16 protein-coding genes are annotated in these 13575 nt (G+C 54.7%); 3 read left to right on the top strand and 13 right to left on the bottom strand.

Translation table 11 applies throughout. The features are described 5' to 3' along the window. Nucleotides 1–110 precede the first annotated feature (110 nt). The 9 genes from IB212_RS17935 to IB212_RS17895 form a co-directional block, all read right to left on the bottom strand. Nucleotides 111–1295, bottom strand: a complete 1185-nt coding sequence (locus IB212_RS17935; RefSeq protein WP_028014180.1) for an MFS transporter — start codon at nucleotides 1293–1295, stop codon at nucleotides 111–113. Between the two features lie 172 nt (nucleotides 1296–1467). Continuing rightward, nucleotides 1468–2463 carry a glycine betaine/L-proline ABC transporter substrate-binding protein ProX gene (gene proX / locus IB212_RS17930; RefSeq protein WP_041908524.1) on the bottom strand — a complete coding sequence of 332 codons (996 nt, stop codon included), beginning with the start codon at nucleotides 2461–2463 and terminating at the stop codon, nucleotides 1468–1470. Between the two features lie 9 nt (nucleotides 2464–2472). Next, nucleotides 2473–3537 carry a glycine betaine/L-proline ABC transporter permease ProW gene (gene proW / locus IB212_RS17925; protein ID WP_041908525.1) on the bottom strand — a complete coding sequence of 355 codons (1065 nt, stop codon included), beginning with the start codon at nucleotides 3535–3537 and terminating at the stop codon, nucleotides 2473–2475. Continuing rightward, the gene (gene proV / locus IB212_RS17920) at nucleotides 3530–4732 is read right to left on the bottom strand and encodes a glycine betaine/L-proline ABC transporter ATP-binding protein ProV (RefSeq protein WP_028014177.1); all 1203 of its coding nucleotides are present in this window, start codon (nucleotides 4730–4732) and stop codon (nucleotides 3530–3532) included. The genes proW and proV overlap by 8 nt, the downstream gene beginning before the upstream one ends. Before the next feature lie 332 nt (nucleotides 4733–5064). After that, nucleotides 5065–6024 (bottom strand): class 1b ribonucleoside-diphosphate reductase subunit beta, encoded by a 960-nt coding sequence (nrdF, locus tag IB212_RS17915; protein WP_041908527.1) that lies wholly within the window; start codon nucleotides 6022–6024, stop codon nucleotides 5065–5067. Nucleotides 6025–6033: 9 nt separating this feature from the next. Then, nucleotides 6034–8178: a class 1b ribonucleoside-diphosphate reductase subunit alpha gene (gene nrdE, locus IB212_RS17910; protein WP_041908529.1), complete on the bottom strand. Its 2145-nt coding sequence runs from the start codon at nucleotides 8176–8178 to the stop codon at nucleotides 6034–6036. Further along, nucleotides 8151–8561, bottom strand: a complete 411-nt coding sequence (nrdI, locus tag IB212_RS17905) for a class Ib ribonucleoside-diphosphate reductase assembly flavoprotein NrdI (RefSeq protein ID WP_041908531.1) — start codon at nucleotides 8559–8561, stop codon at nucleotides 8151–8153. The genes nrdE and nrdI overlap by 28 nt, the downstream gene beginning before the upstream one ends. Beyond that, nucleotides 8558–8797 carry a glutaredoxin-like protein NrdH gene (nrdH, locus tag IB212_RS17900; RefSeq protein WP_041908533.1) on the bottom strand — a complete coding sequence of 80 codons (240 nt, stop codon included), beginning with the start codon at nucleotides 8795–8797 and terminating at the stop codon, nucleotides 8558–8560. Before nrdH ends, nrdI begins: the two co-directional genes overlap by 4 nt. Nucleotides 8798–9040: 243 nt before the next feature. Then, on the bottom strand, nucleotides 9041–9367 hold the full coding sequence (locus IB212_RS17895) for a DUF883 domain-containing protein (protein ID WP_023308924.1): 327 nt from the start codon (nucleotides 9365–9367) through the stop codon (nucleotides 9041–9043). Nucleotides 9368–9527: 160 nt separating this feature from the next. Between IB212_RS17895 and IB212_RS17890 the strand changes: the two genes are divergently transcribed. Beyond that, nucleotides 9528–9872 carry a DUF2002 family protein gene (locus IB212_RS17890; protein ID WP_023308923.1) on the top strand — a complete coding sequence of 115 codons (345 nt, stop codon included), beginning with the start codon at nucleotides 9528–9530 and terminating at the stop codon, nucleotides 9870–9872. Between the two features lie 32 nt (nucleotides 9873–9904). Here the strand turns inward: IB212_RS17890 and alaE are convergent, their stop codons facing one another. Then, the gene (gene alaE, locus IB212_RS17885; protein ID WP_028014172.1) at nucleotides 9905–10354 is read right to left on the bottom strand and encodes an L-alanine exporter AlaE; all 450 of its coding nucleotides are present in this window, start codon (nucleotides 10352–10354) and stop codon (nucleotides 9905–9907) included. 493 nt (nucleotides 10355–10847) lie between these two features. Between alaE and stpA the strand changes: the two genes are divergently transcribed. Beyond that, a complete protein-coding gene (gene stpA, locus IB212_RS17880) occupies nucleotides 10848–11252 on the top strand; it encodes a DNA-binding protein StpA (protein WP_041908535.1) in 405 nt (134 codons plus the stop codon). A gap of 38 nt (nucleotides 11253–11290) precedes the next feature. Here the strand turns inward: stpA and IB212_RS17875 are convergent, their stop codons facing one another. Together IB212_RS17875 and IB212_RS17870 are read right to left on the bottom strand one after the other, a co-directional pair. Beyond that, nucleotides 11291–11470, bottom strand: coding sequence for a hypothetical protein (locus IB212_RS17875; RefSeq protein ID WP_041908537.1), 180 nt, complete (start codon nucleotides 11468–11470; stop codon nucleotides 11291–11293). 79 nt (nucleotides 11471–11549) lie between these two features. Next, complete coding sequence (locus tag IB212_RS17870; protein ID WP_028014169.1) at nucleotides 11550–12071, bottom strand: rhodanese family protein; 522 nt, start codon at nucleotides 12069–12071, stop codon at nucleotides 11550–11552. Nucleotides 12072–12250: 179 nt separating this feature from the next. On the opposite strand from IB212_RS17870, the gene IB212_RS17865 reads away from it, so the two are divergent. Then, complete coding sequence (locus tag IB212_RS17865; RefSeq protein ID WP_032644909.1) at nucleotides 12251–12409, top strand: YqaE/Pmp3 family membrane protein; 159 nt, start codon at nucleotides 12251–12253, stop codon at nucleotides 12407–12409. Here the strand turns inward: IB212_RS17865 and IB212_RS17860 are convergent. Beyond that, nucleotides 12406–13335 (bottom strand): LysR substrate-binding domain-containing protein, encoded by a 930-nt coding sequence (locus IB212_RS17860; protein ID WP_028014168.1) that lies wholly within the window; start codon nucleotides 13333–13335, stop codon nucleotides 12406–12408. The genes IB212_RS17865 and IB212_RS17860 overlap by 4 nt on opposite strands. Nucleotides 13336–13575: the final 240 nt, after the last annotated feature.

Here is a 13575-nt window from a genome sequence, read left to right as displayed (position 1 = left end):
CAATTGTAGATATGTCACCCACATTAAAATTTCTGGGATAAATGATTACGTTTACATTAACAGACTGCCGGGCCCCTTTACACCCTAAGAGGCCCAAAGCAATGTAAAACTTAATGAATTGCTTCCTGACGATGATAGCCGCGCCACCATACAACCAGGTTAAGCGCGGCGACGAGTGCCCCTATCCCGCACACACCTGACCAGCCGGCATGCTGCCACGCCGACGCTGATATTAACGAACCCGCCGCACCACCAATGAAGTAGCTGGTCATGTATCCGGCCGTGAGGCGGTTACGCGCCTCGGGCTTCACGCGGTAAATCACGGTCTGGTTGGTGATGTGCACACCCTGTACGGTGAGATCGAGCACCAGAATACCGACGATCAGCGCCAGCACCGAGACGTGCCCATACCAGATGGCCGCCCAGGAGAGCAGGAGCAAAATCAGTCCGGCTGTCGTGGTCATGTGCGATTTGCCTTTATCAGCCAGCCCGCCTGCCGGGCGAGCGCCCAGTGCACCTGCTGCACCGGCCAGACCGAACAGACCAATCACCCCTTCGGAATAATTGAACGGCGGTGCTGCCAGCAGAAACGCCATCGACGTCCAGAGAATGCTGAAGTTGGCGAAGGTTAAACACCCCAGCAGAGCGCGGGTGCGCAGCAGTTTATCCTGCGTGAACAGGCTAAACACGGAGGCCAGAAGCTGCGGGTAATTCAGGTGGTTTTCCTGCTTCACCTTCGGCAGCCCGCGCCACAGCGCCAGCGCCATCACCACCATCAATACGCTCGCCACCCAGTAGACGGTGCGCCAGCCGCCGAGGCTTGCCAGCAGCCCGGCAACGGTTCGCGCCAGCAGAATGCCCAGCAGCAGGCCGCTCATGATAGTGCCGACCACTTTGCCGCGTTTTTCCGGCGAGGCGAGCGTTGCGGCGAGAGGCACCAGGATTTGCGCCACGACGGAGAAAAGCCCCGTTAGCGCGGTACCGACGATCATCATCGTCAGCGACTGACTGCTGGCGGTGATCAGCATGCCGCCTGCCGCCAGAAGCGTCATAGAGACGATAAGCATCCGGCGCTCAAACATATCGCCCAATGGCACCAGGAACAGCAGCCCTGCCGCATAGCCTAGCTGCGCAGCGGTGACGATAAAGCCGGCGGAGCTGGCTGAGAGATCAAAGGCGCGCGCGATAGTATCAAGCAGAGGTTGTGCGTAATAGTTGCTGGCGACTGCCAGACCCGTTGCCACGGACATTAAAAGGATGAGTGCGGGGCTAAGCCCCTGAGATGTTTTTGTCATTAGTTTCAGGAATCGTGAGTTAAGTGATTATTTTTCCGGAAACCATAATAGCTAATGATTGTGAATGTTGGGGGATTGTTATGTGTGGGTTTGTGCGGTTAATCCCCTCACCCTAACCCACACCCCAGAGGGGTGTACGGTCCGGGGTGAGGGGTAAGGTTGTGCTGTGTTTTTACTTCTGCGCCGCAAGCGCCTCTTTCACCCAGCCATCAAACTGCTGCTGGTGGGCTTTGATCCAGCCATCCACGTGGCCTTTAACATCCGCCTCAGAGGATTTGCCCGCGTGCATCATCGCATTCTGGGCGTTGATGTCCGCCAGCGGCAGCTTCATCACCGAGAACAGCTTCGCCGCAGCCGGGTTTTTCTCCGCCCAGGCTTTGTTCGCCACGATGTGCATGGTGTTCACCGGGAAGCCATAGTTCATGCCATTCGGCAGTTTGGTGTCGATATCTTTCTGCTCGCCCGGCAGAGAGGAGAACGGCACCTGCAGCCACACCACGTCTTTACCCGGCTTCAGCACGTCGCTCACCCAGTACGGTGTCCAGGTGTAGTAGATCACCGGCTTGCCTTCCTTAAAGCGGGCAATGGTATCGGCCATCATCGCGGAGTAGTTGCCGTGGCTCACGTCGACGGTTTTCGCCAGATCGAAGGCTTTGTTCTGGTGGTTAATCACCGCTTCACAGCCCCAGCCCGGCGAGCAGCCCATCATGTCGGCTTTACCGTCACCGTTGGTGTCGAACAGTTTGGCGATCTTCGGATCTTTCAGCTGTTCAATATTGGTGATGTGGTACTGGTCGGCGGTTTTCTTGTCGATCAGATACCCCTGCGCTGCGCCCGTCACGAAGGTGCCTTCGCGGTAGAATTTCTTGTCACCACCGGCGGCGGCATACATGTCGTCGTGCAGCGGCTGCCAGTTCACTGCGGTAAAGGTGGCGTCACCGGAGGCAATCGAGGTGTAGCCCACGTTGTAATCCACTTCGCTCGGCGTGTTAACCGTGTAGCCGAGTTTCTCCAGCGCGCGGCTGACGAGCAGGGTCTGGAAGCTCTCTTCTGAAATGGTGCTCTGCACCGGCTGCACGGTAATGCCTTTGCCCGGCAGGTCAGCGGCAAACGCGCTGGTGGAGACAAGGGTGGCAAACGCTGTGGCAAAAAGTACGTTATGTCGCATCGTTGTTCCTTATTTTGTAAATGGGCGGGTCAGTAACCCGACAGGGCCGGTGGTGTACCAGCGACGGTTGCCGCGACTGCGTGAATCACGACCGACAGCCTGGGTCAGGCGGTCAAGAATAATGGCGAGGATCACAATCCCGACGCCGCCGACGGTCGCCAGCCCCATGTCGAGACGGCCAATACCGCGCAGCACCATCTGGCCGAGACCGCCAACGGCGATCATCGAGGCGATCACCACCATGGACAGTGCCAGCATCAGCGTCTGGTTAACGCCCGCCATAATGGTCGGCATCGCCAGCGGAAGCTGAACCTTAAACAGCATCTGACGCGGGCTGGCGCCGAACGAGCGCGAGGCCTCAATCAGATCCGCAGGCACCTGGTTAATGCCCAGAATCGTCAGGCGAATAATCGGCGGCAGGGCGAAGATAATGGTCACCACCACGCCCGGCACGTTACCGATGCCGAACAGCATCACGATAGGCACCAGATAGACGAACGCCGGGGTGGTCTGCATCGCATCCAGCAGGGGACGAATAATCTTCGCCGCTCGCGGGCTGCGCGCCAGCCAGATCCCCATCGGCAGGCCGATGACAATGCAGAAGAGCAGGGCAGTCAGCACCAGCGCCAGGGTAATCATCGCCTGAGACCACGCGCCAATCGCGCCGATGGCAATCAGGGAGATCAGCGTGGCGACGCCCATACCCGCGCTACCGAACTGCCACGCGATCAGCGAGAACAGGATTATCGCCACGGGCGCCGGCATGCCCAGCATCAGCTGCTGGAAGCCGTTCAGGATGTAATCCACCGGGATGCGGATCCCCTGGAACACCGGGCGGAAATGGGTAACGACCCAGTCGATCCCCTCTGTCACCCAGCTGTCCAGCGGGATCAGCGTCTTGTGGAACGGATCCATAATATTGAAATGCTCTGGCGCAGGCGCGGGTGCGCTGTTGAGCCAGTCCGCCGCGCCGCCGCCGTCAGCAGGTGCGGGCGTGGAACCCCACGCATCGGCAGATTGCGCCGCGCTGTCCACAGCTTCAGTGGTACCCCATGGGTTTGATTGATCAGCCATTGTTTGCCCCCTCGCGATCTAAAGCCTGTAGCAGCATCCGTTTTGAGATGATGCCAACGTACTGTTGTTCTTCACCGACAACCGGCACGGCGCAAGGCGCCTGACCCACGTGAGAGAGCAACTCGCTAAGCGGCGTTTCGGCATCCACGGCAAGTGGAGCGTCAATCAACGCCGCATCGATTCCCTGGTTTTCGCTCAGGGCGTTTTTCAGAGAGTCGATAGAGACAACGCCGACAAATTTATTACCGCGTTCAACCAGATAACCGTATTCACGGTCTTCATCTTGCAACAGCTTCAGCGCGGAGCGCGGGCCGAAGCCTGGCGTTTTTCGGATAATGCCGTTTGGCGTTCGTCGGGCAATATCTTTCGCGCTAAATACCTGGCTAATATCCACGCCGCGGAAGAAGGTGCGCACGTAATCATTTGCCGGATTATTCAGAATTTCATCCGGCGTGCCGACCTGCACCACTTCGCCATTTTGCATAATGGCAATGCGGTCGCCAATACGCATGGCTTCATCGAGATCGTGAGAAATAAAGACAATGGTGCGCTGGTGTTTGGCCTGTAATTTTACCAGCTCATCCTGCATCTCGGTGCGAATTAAAGGATCGAGGGCGGAGAAGGCTTCATCCATTAATAATATGTCTGGATTAATGGCTAACGCGCGGGCTAATCCGACGCGCTGACGCATCCCGCCCGAAAGCTCGTCCGGGTAGGCATGAGCGTAATTTTCCAGCCCAACCTGACGCAAAGCATCCAGGGCTTTTTCCTGACGTTCCTGAGCAGGCGTGCCGGCTAATTCCATACCGAAGGCGGTATTATCGAGCACCGTCATATGCGGCATCAGCGCGAATGACTGAAACACCATTGCGATCTTCTTTCTGCGCACCTCGCGGAGTTCTGCGTCTGAGATTCTGGCGATATCCACGCCGTCAATCAGCACCTGTCCGCGGGTGGGTTCAATCAGGCGATTGAGAAGGCGAACCATAGTGGATTTACCCGAACCGGATAACCCCATGATGACAAAAATCTCGCCTTCTTCAATGGCCAGACTGGCGTCTTTAACGCCAAGCGACAGCCCGGTTTTTTCCAGAATTTGCTCTTTCGAAAGGCCTTTCTCAATATATTTGAATGCGCGCTGCGGGTGCTCGCCAAATATTTTATAAAGATTTTTCACTTCTAATTTAATTGCCATGCAATAGAGAGTGTCCTGTTATTTGTTTATGTCGATATGATTACCATGGTAAATTGTTAACGGGCATAACCCTAACATACTGAGAATCTGAGACAACCCTGACTTGGCTTGATGCCGGAATTTTGCTGCAAGCGAAACGGCTGAATTTCCCATGAATAAAGGGCTGAGGGCGGTTTGAATTTTTCTCAATTTTTTGCTGCTGCGTCGGGAAATTCGCCTGAATCGGTGTGATTCAGGCGAATATGACGGGGAAATTACAGTGTAGTGCCTGGTGAAATAGTGGTGTGGAAATAATGAGATTTATATTTAATTAATGAACGTTAATTCATACATTAAAAATCCCAGTCCTCATCTTCTGTTTCCACCGCTTTACCCATCACGTACGACGATCCGGACCCGGAGAAGAAATCGTGGTTTTCGTCCGCATTGGGCGACAGCGCCGCGAGGATCGCCGGGTTTACCTCCGCCATCTCCGGCGGGAAAAGCGCGTCGTAGCCCAGGTTCATCAGCGCTTTGTTCGCGTTGTAGCAGAGAAACGCTTTCACGTCCTCTTCCCAGCCCGTTCCGGCGTACAGCTCTTCGGTATAGCTCAACTCGTTGTCATACAGATCCATCAGCAAATCGAGGGCGAAACCCTCGAGTTCCTCGCGTTTTTCCGGGCTGACTTTCTCCAGCCCTTTCTGATACTTATAGCCGATGTAATACCCGTGCACCGCCTCGTCACGGATAATGAGGCGAATCAAATCGGCGGTGTTAGTGAGCTTGCCCCGGCTCGACCAGTACATGGGCAGCCAGAAGCCGGAATAGAAGAGGAAGGATTCCAGGAACACGCTGGCGATCTTCTTCTTCAGCGGCTCGTCGGCGCGGTAATACTCCAGCACCAGCTCCGCCTTGCGCTGCAATGACGCGCTCTCTTCGCTCCAGGCGTAGGCCGCGTCCACGTCTTTGGTCTGGCACAGCGTGGAGAAAATCGAGCTGTAGGAGCGGGCGTGCACCGCCTCCATAAAGCTGATGTTCGACATCACCGCCTCTTCGTGCGGCGTCAGCGCGTCGCTCATCAGAGCGGGCGCACCGACGGTATTCTGAATGGTGTCCAGCAGCGTCAGGCCGGTAAAGACGCGGATCGTCAGCTGCTGTTCGGCGTGGCTCAGCGTCTGCCAGGCTGGAATATCATTGGAGAGCGGCACCTTTTCCGGCAGCCAGAAGTTGCTGGTCAGGCGGTTCCACACCTCCAGGTCTTTATCGTCCTGAATCTTGTTCCAGTTAACGGCACTCACGCGTGACAGTTTCATCCTTTCTCCTTACAGCGCGCAGGACACGCAGCCTTCGATTTCGGTGCCTTCCAGCGCAAGCTGGCGCAGGCGAATGTAGTACAGCGTTTTGATGCCTTTCTTCCAGGCGTAAATCTGCGCTTTGTTGATATCCCGCGTGGTAGCGGTGTCCGGGAAGAAGAGCGTCAGCGACAACCCCTGGTCCACGTGCTTCGTGGCCTCGGCGTAGGTATCAATGATTTTTTCCGGGCCGATCTCGTACGCGTCCTGGTACAGCGCCAGGTTTTCATTGGTCATAAACGGGGCAGGGTAGTAGACGCGTCCGGTTTTGCCTTCCTTACGAATTTCAATCTTCGACACGATCGGGTGAATGCTCGACGTGGCGTGGTTGATGTAGGAAATCGAACCGGTTGGCGGCACCGCCTGCAGGTTCTGGTTATAAATGCCGTAGCGCATCACGTCGTCGCGCAACTGCTGCCACATCTCGCGCGTCGGCAAGGTAATGCCGGCGCGGTCAAACAGCGCGCGCACTTTTTCGGTTTTCGGCTGCCAGTCGCCTTCCAGATACTGGCTGAAATACGCCCCGCTGGCGTAGCGCGACTGCTCAAAGCCTGCGAACCGCTGGTTGCGCTCGCGCGCCAGCATCATTGAGGTATGCAGCGCATGCCAGGTGACGGTGTAGAAATAGAGATTCGTGAAATCCAGCCCTTCCGGGCTGCCGTAGGCGATGCCTTCCCGTGCCAGATAGCCGTGCAGGTTCATCTGCCCCAGGCCGATGGCGTGCGATGCGGCGTTGCCCGCCTCGATGGACGGTACGCTGCGGATGTGGCTCATGTCCGATACCGCCGTCAGCCCGCGAACGGCAGTCTCCACCGTGCGGCCAAAATCTGGCGAATCCATGGTGTGGGCAATATTCAGCGAGCCGAGGTTGCAGGAGATATCTTTGCCGATCTCCGCGTAGTCCAGGTTTTCGTCGTAAGCGGAGGCGCTGTTGACCTGCAAAATTTCCGAGCACAGGTTGCTCATGTTGATGCGCCCGGCAATCGGATTGGCGCGGTTTACCGTATCCTCGTACATGATGTACGGATAGCCGGATTCAAACTGAATTTCCGCAAGCGTCTGGAAGAAATCGCGGGCGTTGATGAATTTCTTGCGGATGCGATCGTCTGCAACCAGCTCGTCATAAAGCTCGCTTATCGCCACGTCGCCAAACGCTTTGCCGTAGATCCGCTCCACGTCATACGGCGAGAAGAGCGCCATGTCGGCATTCTCTTTGGCCAGCTTAAACGTGATATCCGGGATCGTCACGCCGAGCGACAGGGTTTTGATGCGGATTTTTTCGTCGGCGTTTTCGCGCTTGGTATCGAGAAAACGCAGGATGTCCGGGTGGTGCGCGTGCAGGTAAACCGCCCCCGCCCCCTGGCGCGCGCCAAGCTGGTTGGCGTAGGAGAAGGCATCTTCCAGCATCTTCATCACCGGGATGACGCCGGAAGACTGGTTTTCGATGCGTTTGATCGGCGCGCCCGCTTCCCGCAGGTTCGAGAGCAGAAACGCCACGCCGCCGCCGCGTTTGGAAAGCTGCAGCGCTGAGTTCACCGCACGGCCAATCGACTCCATATTGTCTTCGATGCGCAGCAGGAAGCAGGAGACCAGCTCGCCGCGCTGGGCTTTACCACAGTTGAGAAACGTCGGCGTGGCGGGCTGGAAGCGGCCGGAGAGGATCTCCTCCGTCAGCCGTTCAGCCAGCGCTTCATCGCCCTGGGCCAGCGTCAGGGCCACCATCACGGTGCGATCTTCAAAGCTTTCCAGGTAGCGTTTGCCGTCGAAGGTTTTCAGGGTGTAGCTGGTGTAATACTTCCATGCGCCAAGAAACGTCTGGAAGCGAAAACCGCTGGCGTGCGCACGTTCAAACAGTCTTACCACGAAGGGACGATCGTAGCGGGCCAGGACGCGCTCCTCGTAGTAGCCCTCGTTAACCAGATAGTCGAGACGTTCATTCTGGCTTGCAAACGTCACGCTGTTGGGCCGCACGTGGGCGGCGAAAAAAGCCTCTACCGCCTCGCGATCTTTGCCAAACTGAATGCGCCCCTCCCGGTCATAGAGGTTAAGCATCGCGTTTAATGCGTGGTAGTCCGGCGTCGCCTGAATTACCCGTTCTGCGGTTGTCGTTGCCAAAATTCGTTCACTCCTTTACGCACGTTTTCTACGTCCTGCTGTGTCCCCATCAGTTCAAAACGATAGAGATACGGCACCCCGCATTTTTGAGAGATGACATCCCCGGCGCGGCCAAAGGCATCGCCAAAATTACGATTGCCCGCCGCGATCACGCCCCGAATCAGTACCCGGTTATGAGGATCGTTCAGAAAGCGGATCACCTGGCGAGGTACTGCTCCTGCCGTACCGCCGCCGCCATAGCTGGGCACCACCAGAATGTAAGGTTCGTCTACCTGAATGCGCTCCCGCTCATTGAGCGGAATACGCACCGCAGGCAGCCCGAGGCGCTCAATAAAGCGCAGCGTGTTTTCTGAGCTGCTGGAGAAGAAGACCAGCCCACTCATGCACGCGTGGCCTGAGCGCTCAGGCGGTTAATCATGTCCGGGCGAAAGCCAGACCAGCTGGTATCACCGGCAACCACTACCGGAAGCTGACGAAATCCCTGTTCGCGCAGGGTATCCGCGGCATCGGGCACCAGGTCGATATTTACCATCTCAAACGCCACGCCGCGGCTCTCCATCGCCCGTTTGGTGGCGTGGCACTGAACACAATCGTTACGAGTGTAAATAATAATGCTCATGATTCGTATTTCCATTTAGAATGAGAAAACGGCGCGAGTTAACGCGTCATAGAGTGTGTGTCTTTCTTAAGGGAATACTAGATGTAGTTGAGAAAAGATTCAACCATACAAGATATGGGAAATTCAGATTAGTATTGCCCTGGTGATGAGCACAGCGGGGCACGGCGGGCTGTACGGGTTTTTCAGGCTTACAGGCATAAAAAAGCCCCGGCGCCTGAGGCTACCGGGGTTGAGAATGCGGGCTTACTTACGCAGGCTGAGCAGGGCTCCGACAAAAATGCCGACCGCCGCGACGGTTCCCAGCGTACACAGTGGTTTTTCACGTACGAAGGTCGTAGCACAGCTTGCCATGTCGCAGGCCGCCTGCGTAGCGCGTGAACGTCCGTTCATACGGGCGCGGGTTTCACGGAGCAGAGACTGAGCCTTACGTTTCGCAGCATCTGCTTCATCCTTCGCATCCGATCCCCAGGATTTCAGCACTTCCTCAAGCGTGTCCGCTAATTGGCTGACATCATTACGAATATCCTGCGCGTCGTCGTTAATATCGTTTCGGTTCGGTCTGTTAAACATACGATCCTCCGTAATTTTGTGTTCCCGTTTAGTTTAGTTCAGAAATTTAATATCTGAAGCGCGTCACGCGTTATCCGCCAGTTTATGGACTATTCTGAAAGCCCTGCTAATGCTGATTACTGTAAGGTTGCCGGGCAGGAAAAGATAACGAGGAAAAGATATGTATTTACGACCTGACGAGGTGGCACGCGTTCTTGAAAAAGAGGGATTCACCATGGATGAGGTAACGCCAAAAGCGTATGGATATCGCCGCGGCGAGAATTATGTTTATGTTAATCGTGAAGCCAGGATGGGACGTACCGCTCTCATTATTCACCCGACGCTGAAAGACAGAAGTCTGTCATTTGCTGAGCCTGCCTCGGATATTAAAACCTGCGACCACTATCAGCAATTTCCGCTCTATTTAGGCGGTGAACGGCATGAGCATTATGGTATTCCGCACGGTTTCAGTTCGCGTATGGCGCTGGAGCGGTTTCTAAAGGGACTGTTTGGCGACGTACAGTAAATCTGCGACTGGCTTTCGCCAGTCGCTTCACATTACGCTTTTACCTGGCCATACTGGCTGACCTTAAACAGGCGGCGGCAGTAGTCGAGGAAATAGCCGTATACCGCACCCATCAGCATTGATACCACGATATTCGAACTGACCGCTGCGGCAATCTGGTGCCAGTCCGCGCCCACTGTCAGGAGAATAGCCACGTAGACCGGCGACTGGAATGTGACGTACGCCAGCACGTCGGCAAGATTTTTCATCCAGCCCGCCGGGCTGATGCGGCGCGCGAAACGCATGACGGCATCGCGGTATAGCCCGTAAGGCCATGCGATAATAATATTGACCGGGATCGCCACCAGACGAGAAGAAAGTGACTGCTCGAAGGTCATTCCGGAGAGGAATATTTCAATCAGCATGTTCACAACGGAACAGTAGACAACCATCGCGAAAGTATCCGCCACCGCGTGGCGCAGGCGAGATTGCGGCGAGAACATGTCTGAACTCCTTGAGAAGAACGCAGTGGAATCGGTTTTCCTTCAGCGGCTAGTGCTTTAGGTTGGTTTGTTTGAGGTGTATAGCGTATATCTCTGTGTTTGAACTAACAACTAGTGATTAATTTTTATTTACTCGCCTTTTGTCCACAAAATTCTCTAAAATTGGTTGTTTTTTATCCGGTTCGTTATAATATGTCTCATCAAATGTTTTACTTATATAAATCAATGTCTTAGATGTTTTGCTTTTGACGCAGAAATCCACTCCCCTGATGAGAGCGCAGTATGCTGTGATTTGGATTAAAGTTGACCATTTATATTGATTCAGTGATTAGATCTACGTGTTTCCCGCCAATGCTATGCGCTATTATTAACGGCGATATTTAAATATATTTACATTTATGCCCGTTTGGACCTTTGAGTAGATATTTCAACTGAAATGAATTATTCTTGGGGCGATTTATCTATTTACCCCAAAGAAAAGGTTTTCAATAATATGTCTTTGACGTTACAGAATCTTAATAATATCCGAACCCTGCGCGCGATGGCGCGAGAATTAACCCTGGACGTTCTTGAGGAAATGCTGGAAAAGGTCAGGGTCGTTACTGAAGAAAAACGCAATGAGCTGGCGGAATTAGAGCAGCAGCGCGCTGAACAGCAGGAAAAAATTAATACCCTGCTGGAACTGATGAAAGCCGATGGTATTTCTCCGACTGACCTGCTGGGTTCAGAACTGGCGCAGGCGGGTAAACCGACTAAAAAGCGTAAACCGCGTGAAGCGAAATATCGCTTTATTGACCAGAACGGTGAAGAAAAAACGTGGACCGGCCAGGGCCGCACGCCGAAGCCTATTGCCAGCGCGCTGGCAGAGGGTAAATCACTGGATGATTTTCTGATCTAATACGTGGACCGGGCGGAACAAGCCGCCCGGTTGTCTGTTCAGCAGACGCCGAAATCACCTTCTTCGGTATACGGCGCCAAATCGACCGCTTTCAGCGTATATTTCTCGCCTTGTTCATTGCTGGCCTGTACCGCCACCACGTTTTCACCGTTCACTTCGAGCACTTTCAGCTTTGGGCCGCCTTTAAGCGGTTGCACATAATCACCGACAGAAAACATATAACCTCCTCATCGTTTTAGCGATCTTCACCTTAGCCGACGTCTGATGCCGGGTACAGCGTAATTCATTGATTACTGCTTATGAGGTATGACGGTTCCACGGCATCACTTTCAGCAACCGTGCCATACCGCAAAAACCTGTCACACCGGCGAACAGCAGCCCGGCACCGACGAAACCGCTCAGCAGGAAAAAGCCGCTGGAGACGCTATAACCCAGCACCACGCCGCAGAGGATCAGCAGCCCGGCGGCAATTTGTACCTGCCGCATCAGCGGGAGCGGCTGGGATTTATCTTCAACGGTCAGCAGCCCGGCCTGCTTCCAGCCCTGAATGCCCCCCTCAACCACGAAGGCCTGAGCCGGCAACGCTGCCTGCGCAAGTCGCGCAGCATTGTTTGATGTCCGTGTCCCGGACTGACAGTGGAAAATCACCGTTTCACCAGGGGCAGCGTTGAGCCCGCCGGGTAAAGAATCCAGCGGTATGGAGCGTGCTGCCGGAATATGCTCGCGGGCATACTCATCGGGATCGCGAATATCAATCAGTTTTGCGCCTTCTTTAATAAGCGCGTTCGCCTGCTGTGGCGAAATAAGAGAAAGAGACATGGTGTTTCCTTACGGTCAATTTATGAGTAGTAGAACATTTAAGGAAGGGCTTAAGCCAGTGTAAAGAGGGTAAAGGCAGGTAAAAGCGCGAGAGACGAATGGCAGTAACCCGTAAACTGGCTATGCTTAGAGAAATGTCTCTTTTTAATTTTCAATTGGTTAGCTTGCACGGAGTGATTATGGGTTTTTGGCGCGTTGTTTTTACGATTATTCTCCCGCCGCTGGGCGTGCTGCTTGGCAAGGGACTGGGCTGGGCGTTTATTCTGAACATCCTTCTGACCATCCTGGGTTACTTCCCGGGCCTTATCCACGCGTTTTGGGTGCAGACGAAAAACTAAGCACGCCACAGTAAATCACTGTATATACCGGTTAATACGCCTTCCGGGCCAAACTGCTGTTTGATCCAGCGCGTCACCTGGCCGGTCGCCGCATGCTGCGTGGCGAGCAGCATGCGCGAGTCCTGACGCGGATTGTTAATACGCCGCGTGATGAGCAGACCGTCTTCCATCGCTTCTCTTGCCATGTATTCCGGCAAAAAGCCAATCCCTTCCCCCAGAATCTGGCACTGGCACTTGGTGTTGAAATCCGGCACCAGAATCGCCTCCTGCCCGTGCAGCAGCCAGCCGACCTTCTTGTTGATGGTATGCGCGGTATCTTCCACCATGATGTTGGGGTACAGGCGCAACTGGCTCTCCGCTATCGGTTCGGGAACAAAGGCGAGGGGATGTTCCGGCGCGATGGCAAACACCCAGCGAATGGCGCCAATTTCGGTGTAATCAATCCCGCCGCCGTCCAGCAGCGTATCCGGCGCGCCAATCGCGATGTTGGCCTGATTGTTGATGATCGAATCCCAGACGCCGTTATACACCTCGGTCGTCACCGTGATCTGGCAGGTGGGAAACTGCTTTTTCAGCACCTGCAGCAAACGCGCGGTATGGCGCGGCGTATACAAGAGCTGATTAATGCAGATGCGTACTCGCGCCTCGATGCCCTGCGAAATGGTATCAATCCCGCGCTTGATGGCGTGGAAATCGTTCAGCAGGTCGGTGGCCTTACGGTAAAAATAAAACCCGGACTCCGTCAACTCGATGCTGCGCGTGTTGCGCACAAACAGCACCACATCCAGCCCGGTCTCCATGCGCTTAATGGTGTAGCTAATGGCGGAGGTCGTCACACCCAGCTCGGCGGCGGCTTTGCTGAAGCTGCCGAAGCGTGCCGCGGTGGTGAAGGCCAGCAGGTTCTCTTCGGTAAAGATGGAATTCATATCACAGCATCCTCAGCCATCAGTTTTGAACATATTTTAACAGCGCCGTTACATCATATTTGAAGTGTGTCACAGTTCTGACTATTTACGCGGAGCCGTGTCCTGCAAGGCTTTTACAACCATAAGGATAATGCTGTCTGAGGCGCTAAATAGCGGTAAACCATAAGAAAAAGGTTGCACAGACGCACGTTTTCGCCTGACTGTTGAATTTAACTCAACAATGAATTGCGTGTCGATGAA

Source organism: Enterobacter sp. E12 (assembly GCF_014596715.2).
GTDB classification, from domain to species: Bacteria; Pseudomonadota; Gammaproteobacteria; order Enterobacterales; family Enterobacteriaceae; genus Enterobacter; species Enterobacter bugandensis.
The sequence above is the reverse complement of the archived record's forward strand: the minus strand, read 5'-3'. Positions and strand labels throughout refer to the sequence as shown.

Bases quoted from the DNA above. Each gene is read 5' to 3' on its own strand.
- IB212_RS17935 (WP_028014180.1), bottom strand. From the start codon at position 1,295: ATGACAAAAACATCTCAGGGGCTTAGCCCCGCACTCATCCTTTTAATG.
- proX (WP_041908524.1), bottom strand. From the start codon at position 2,463: ATGCGACATAACGTACTTTTTGCCACAGCGTTTGCCACCCTTGTCTCC.
- proW (WP_041908525.1), bottom strand. From the start codon at position 3,537: ATGGCTGATCAATCAAACCCATGGGGTACCACTGAAGCTGTGGACAGC.
- proV (WP_028014177.1), bottom strand. From the start codon at position 4,732: ATGGCAATTAAATTAGAAGTGAAAAATCTTTATAAAATATTTGGCGAG.
- nrdF (WP_041908527.1), bottom strand. From the start codon at position 6,024: ATGAAACTGTCACGCGTGAGTGCCGTTAACTGGAACAAGATTCAGGAC.
- nrdI (WP_041908531.1), bottom strand. From the start codon at position 8,561: ATGAGTGGGCTGGTCTTCTTCTCCAGCAGCTCAGAAAACACGCTGCGC.
- nrdH (WP_041908533.1), bottom strand. From the start codon at position 8,797: ATGAGCATTATTATTTACACTCGTAACGATTGTGTTCAGTGCCACGCC.
- IB212_RS17895 (WP_023308924.1), bottom strand. From the start codon at position 9,367: ATGTTTAACAGACCGAACCGAAACGATATTAACGACGACGCGCAGGAT.
- IB212_RS17890 (WP_023308923.1), top strand. From the start codon at position 9,528: ATGTATTTACGACCTGACGAGGTGGCACGCGTTCTTGAAAAAGAGGGA.
- alaE (WP_028014172.1), bottom strand. From the start codon at position 10,354: ATGTTCTCGCCGCAATCTCGCCTGCGCCACGCGGTGGCGGATACTTTC.
- stpA (WP_041908535.1), top strand. From the start codon at position 10,848: ATGTCTTTGACGTTACAGAATCTTAATAATATCCGAACCCTGCGCGCG.
- IB212_RS17875 (WP_041908537.1), bottom strand. From the start codon at position 11,470: ATGTTTTCTGTCGGTGATTATGTGCAACCGCTTAAAGGCGGCCCAAAG.
- IB212_RS17870 (WP_028014169.1), bottom strand. From the start codon at position 12,071: ATGTCTCTTTCTCTTATTTCGCCACAGCAGGCGAACGCGCTTATTAAA.
- IB212_RS17865 (WP_032644909.1), top strand. From the start codon at position 12,251: ATGGGTTTTTGGCGCGTTGTTTTTACGATTATTCTCCCGCCGCTGGGC.
- IB212_RS17860 (WP_028014168.1), bottom strand. From the start codon at position 13,335: ATGAATTCCATCTTTACCGAAGAGAACCTGCTGGCCTTCACCACCGCG.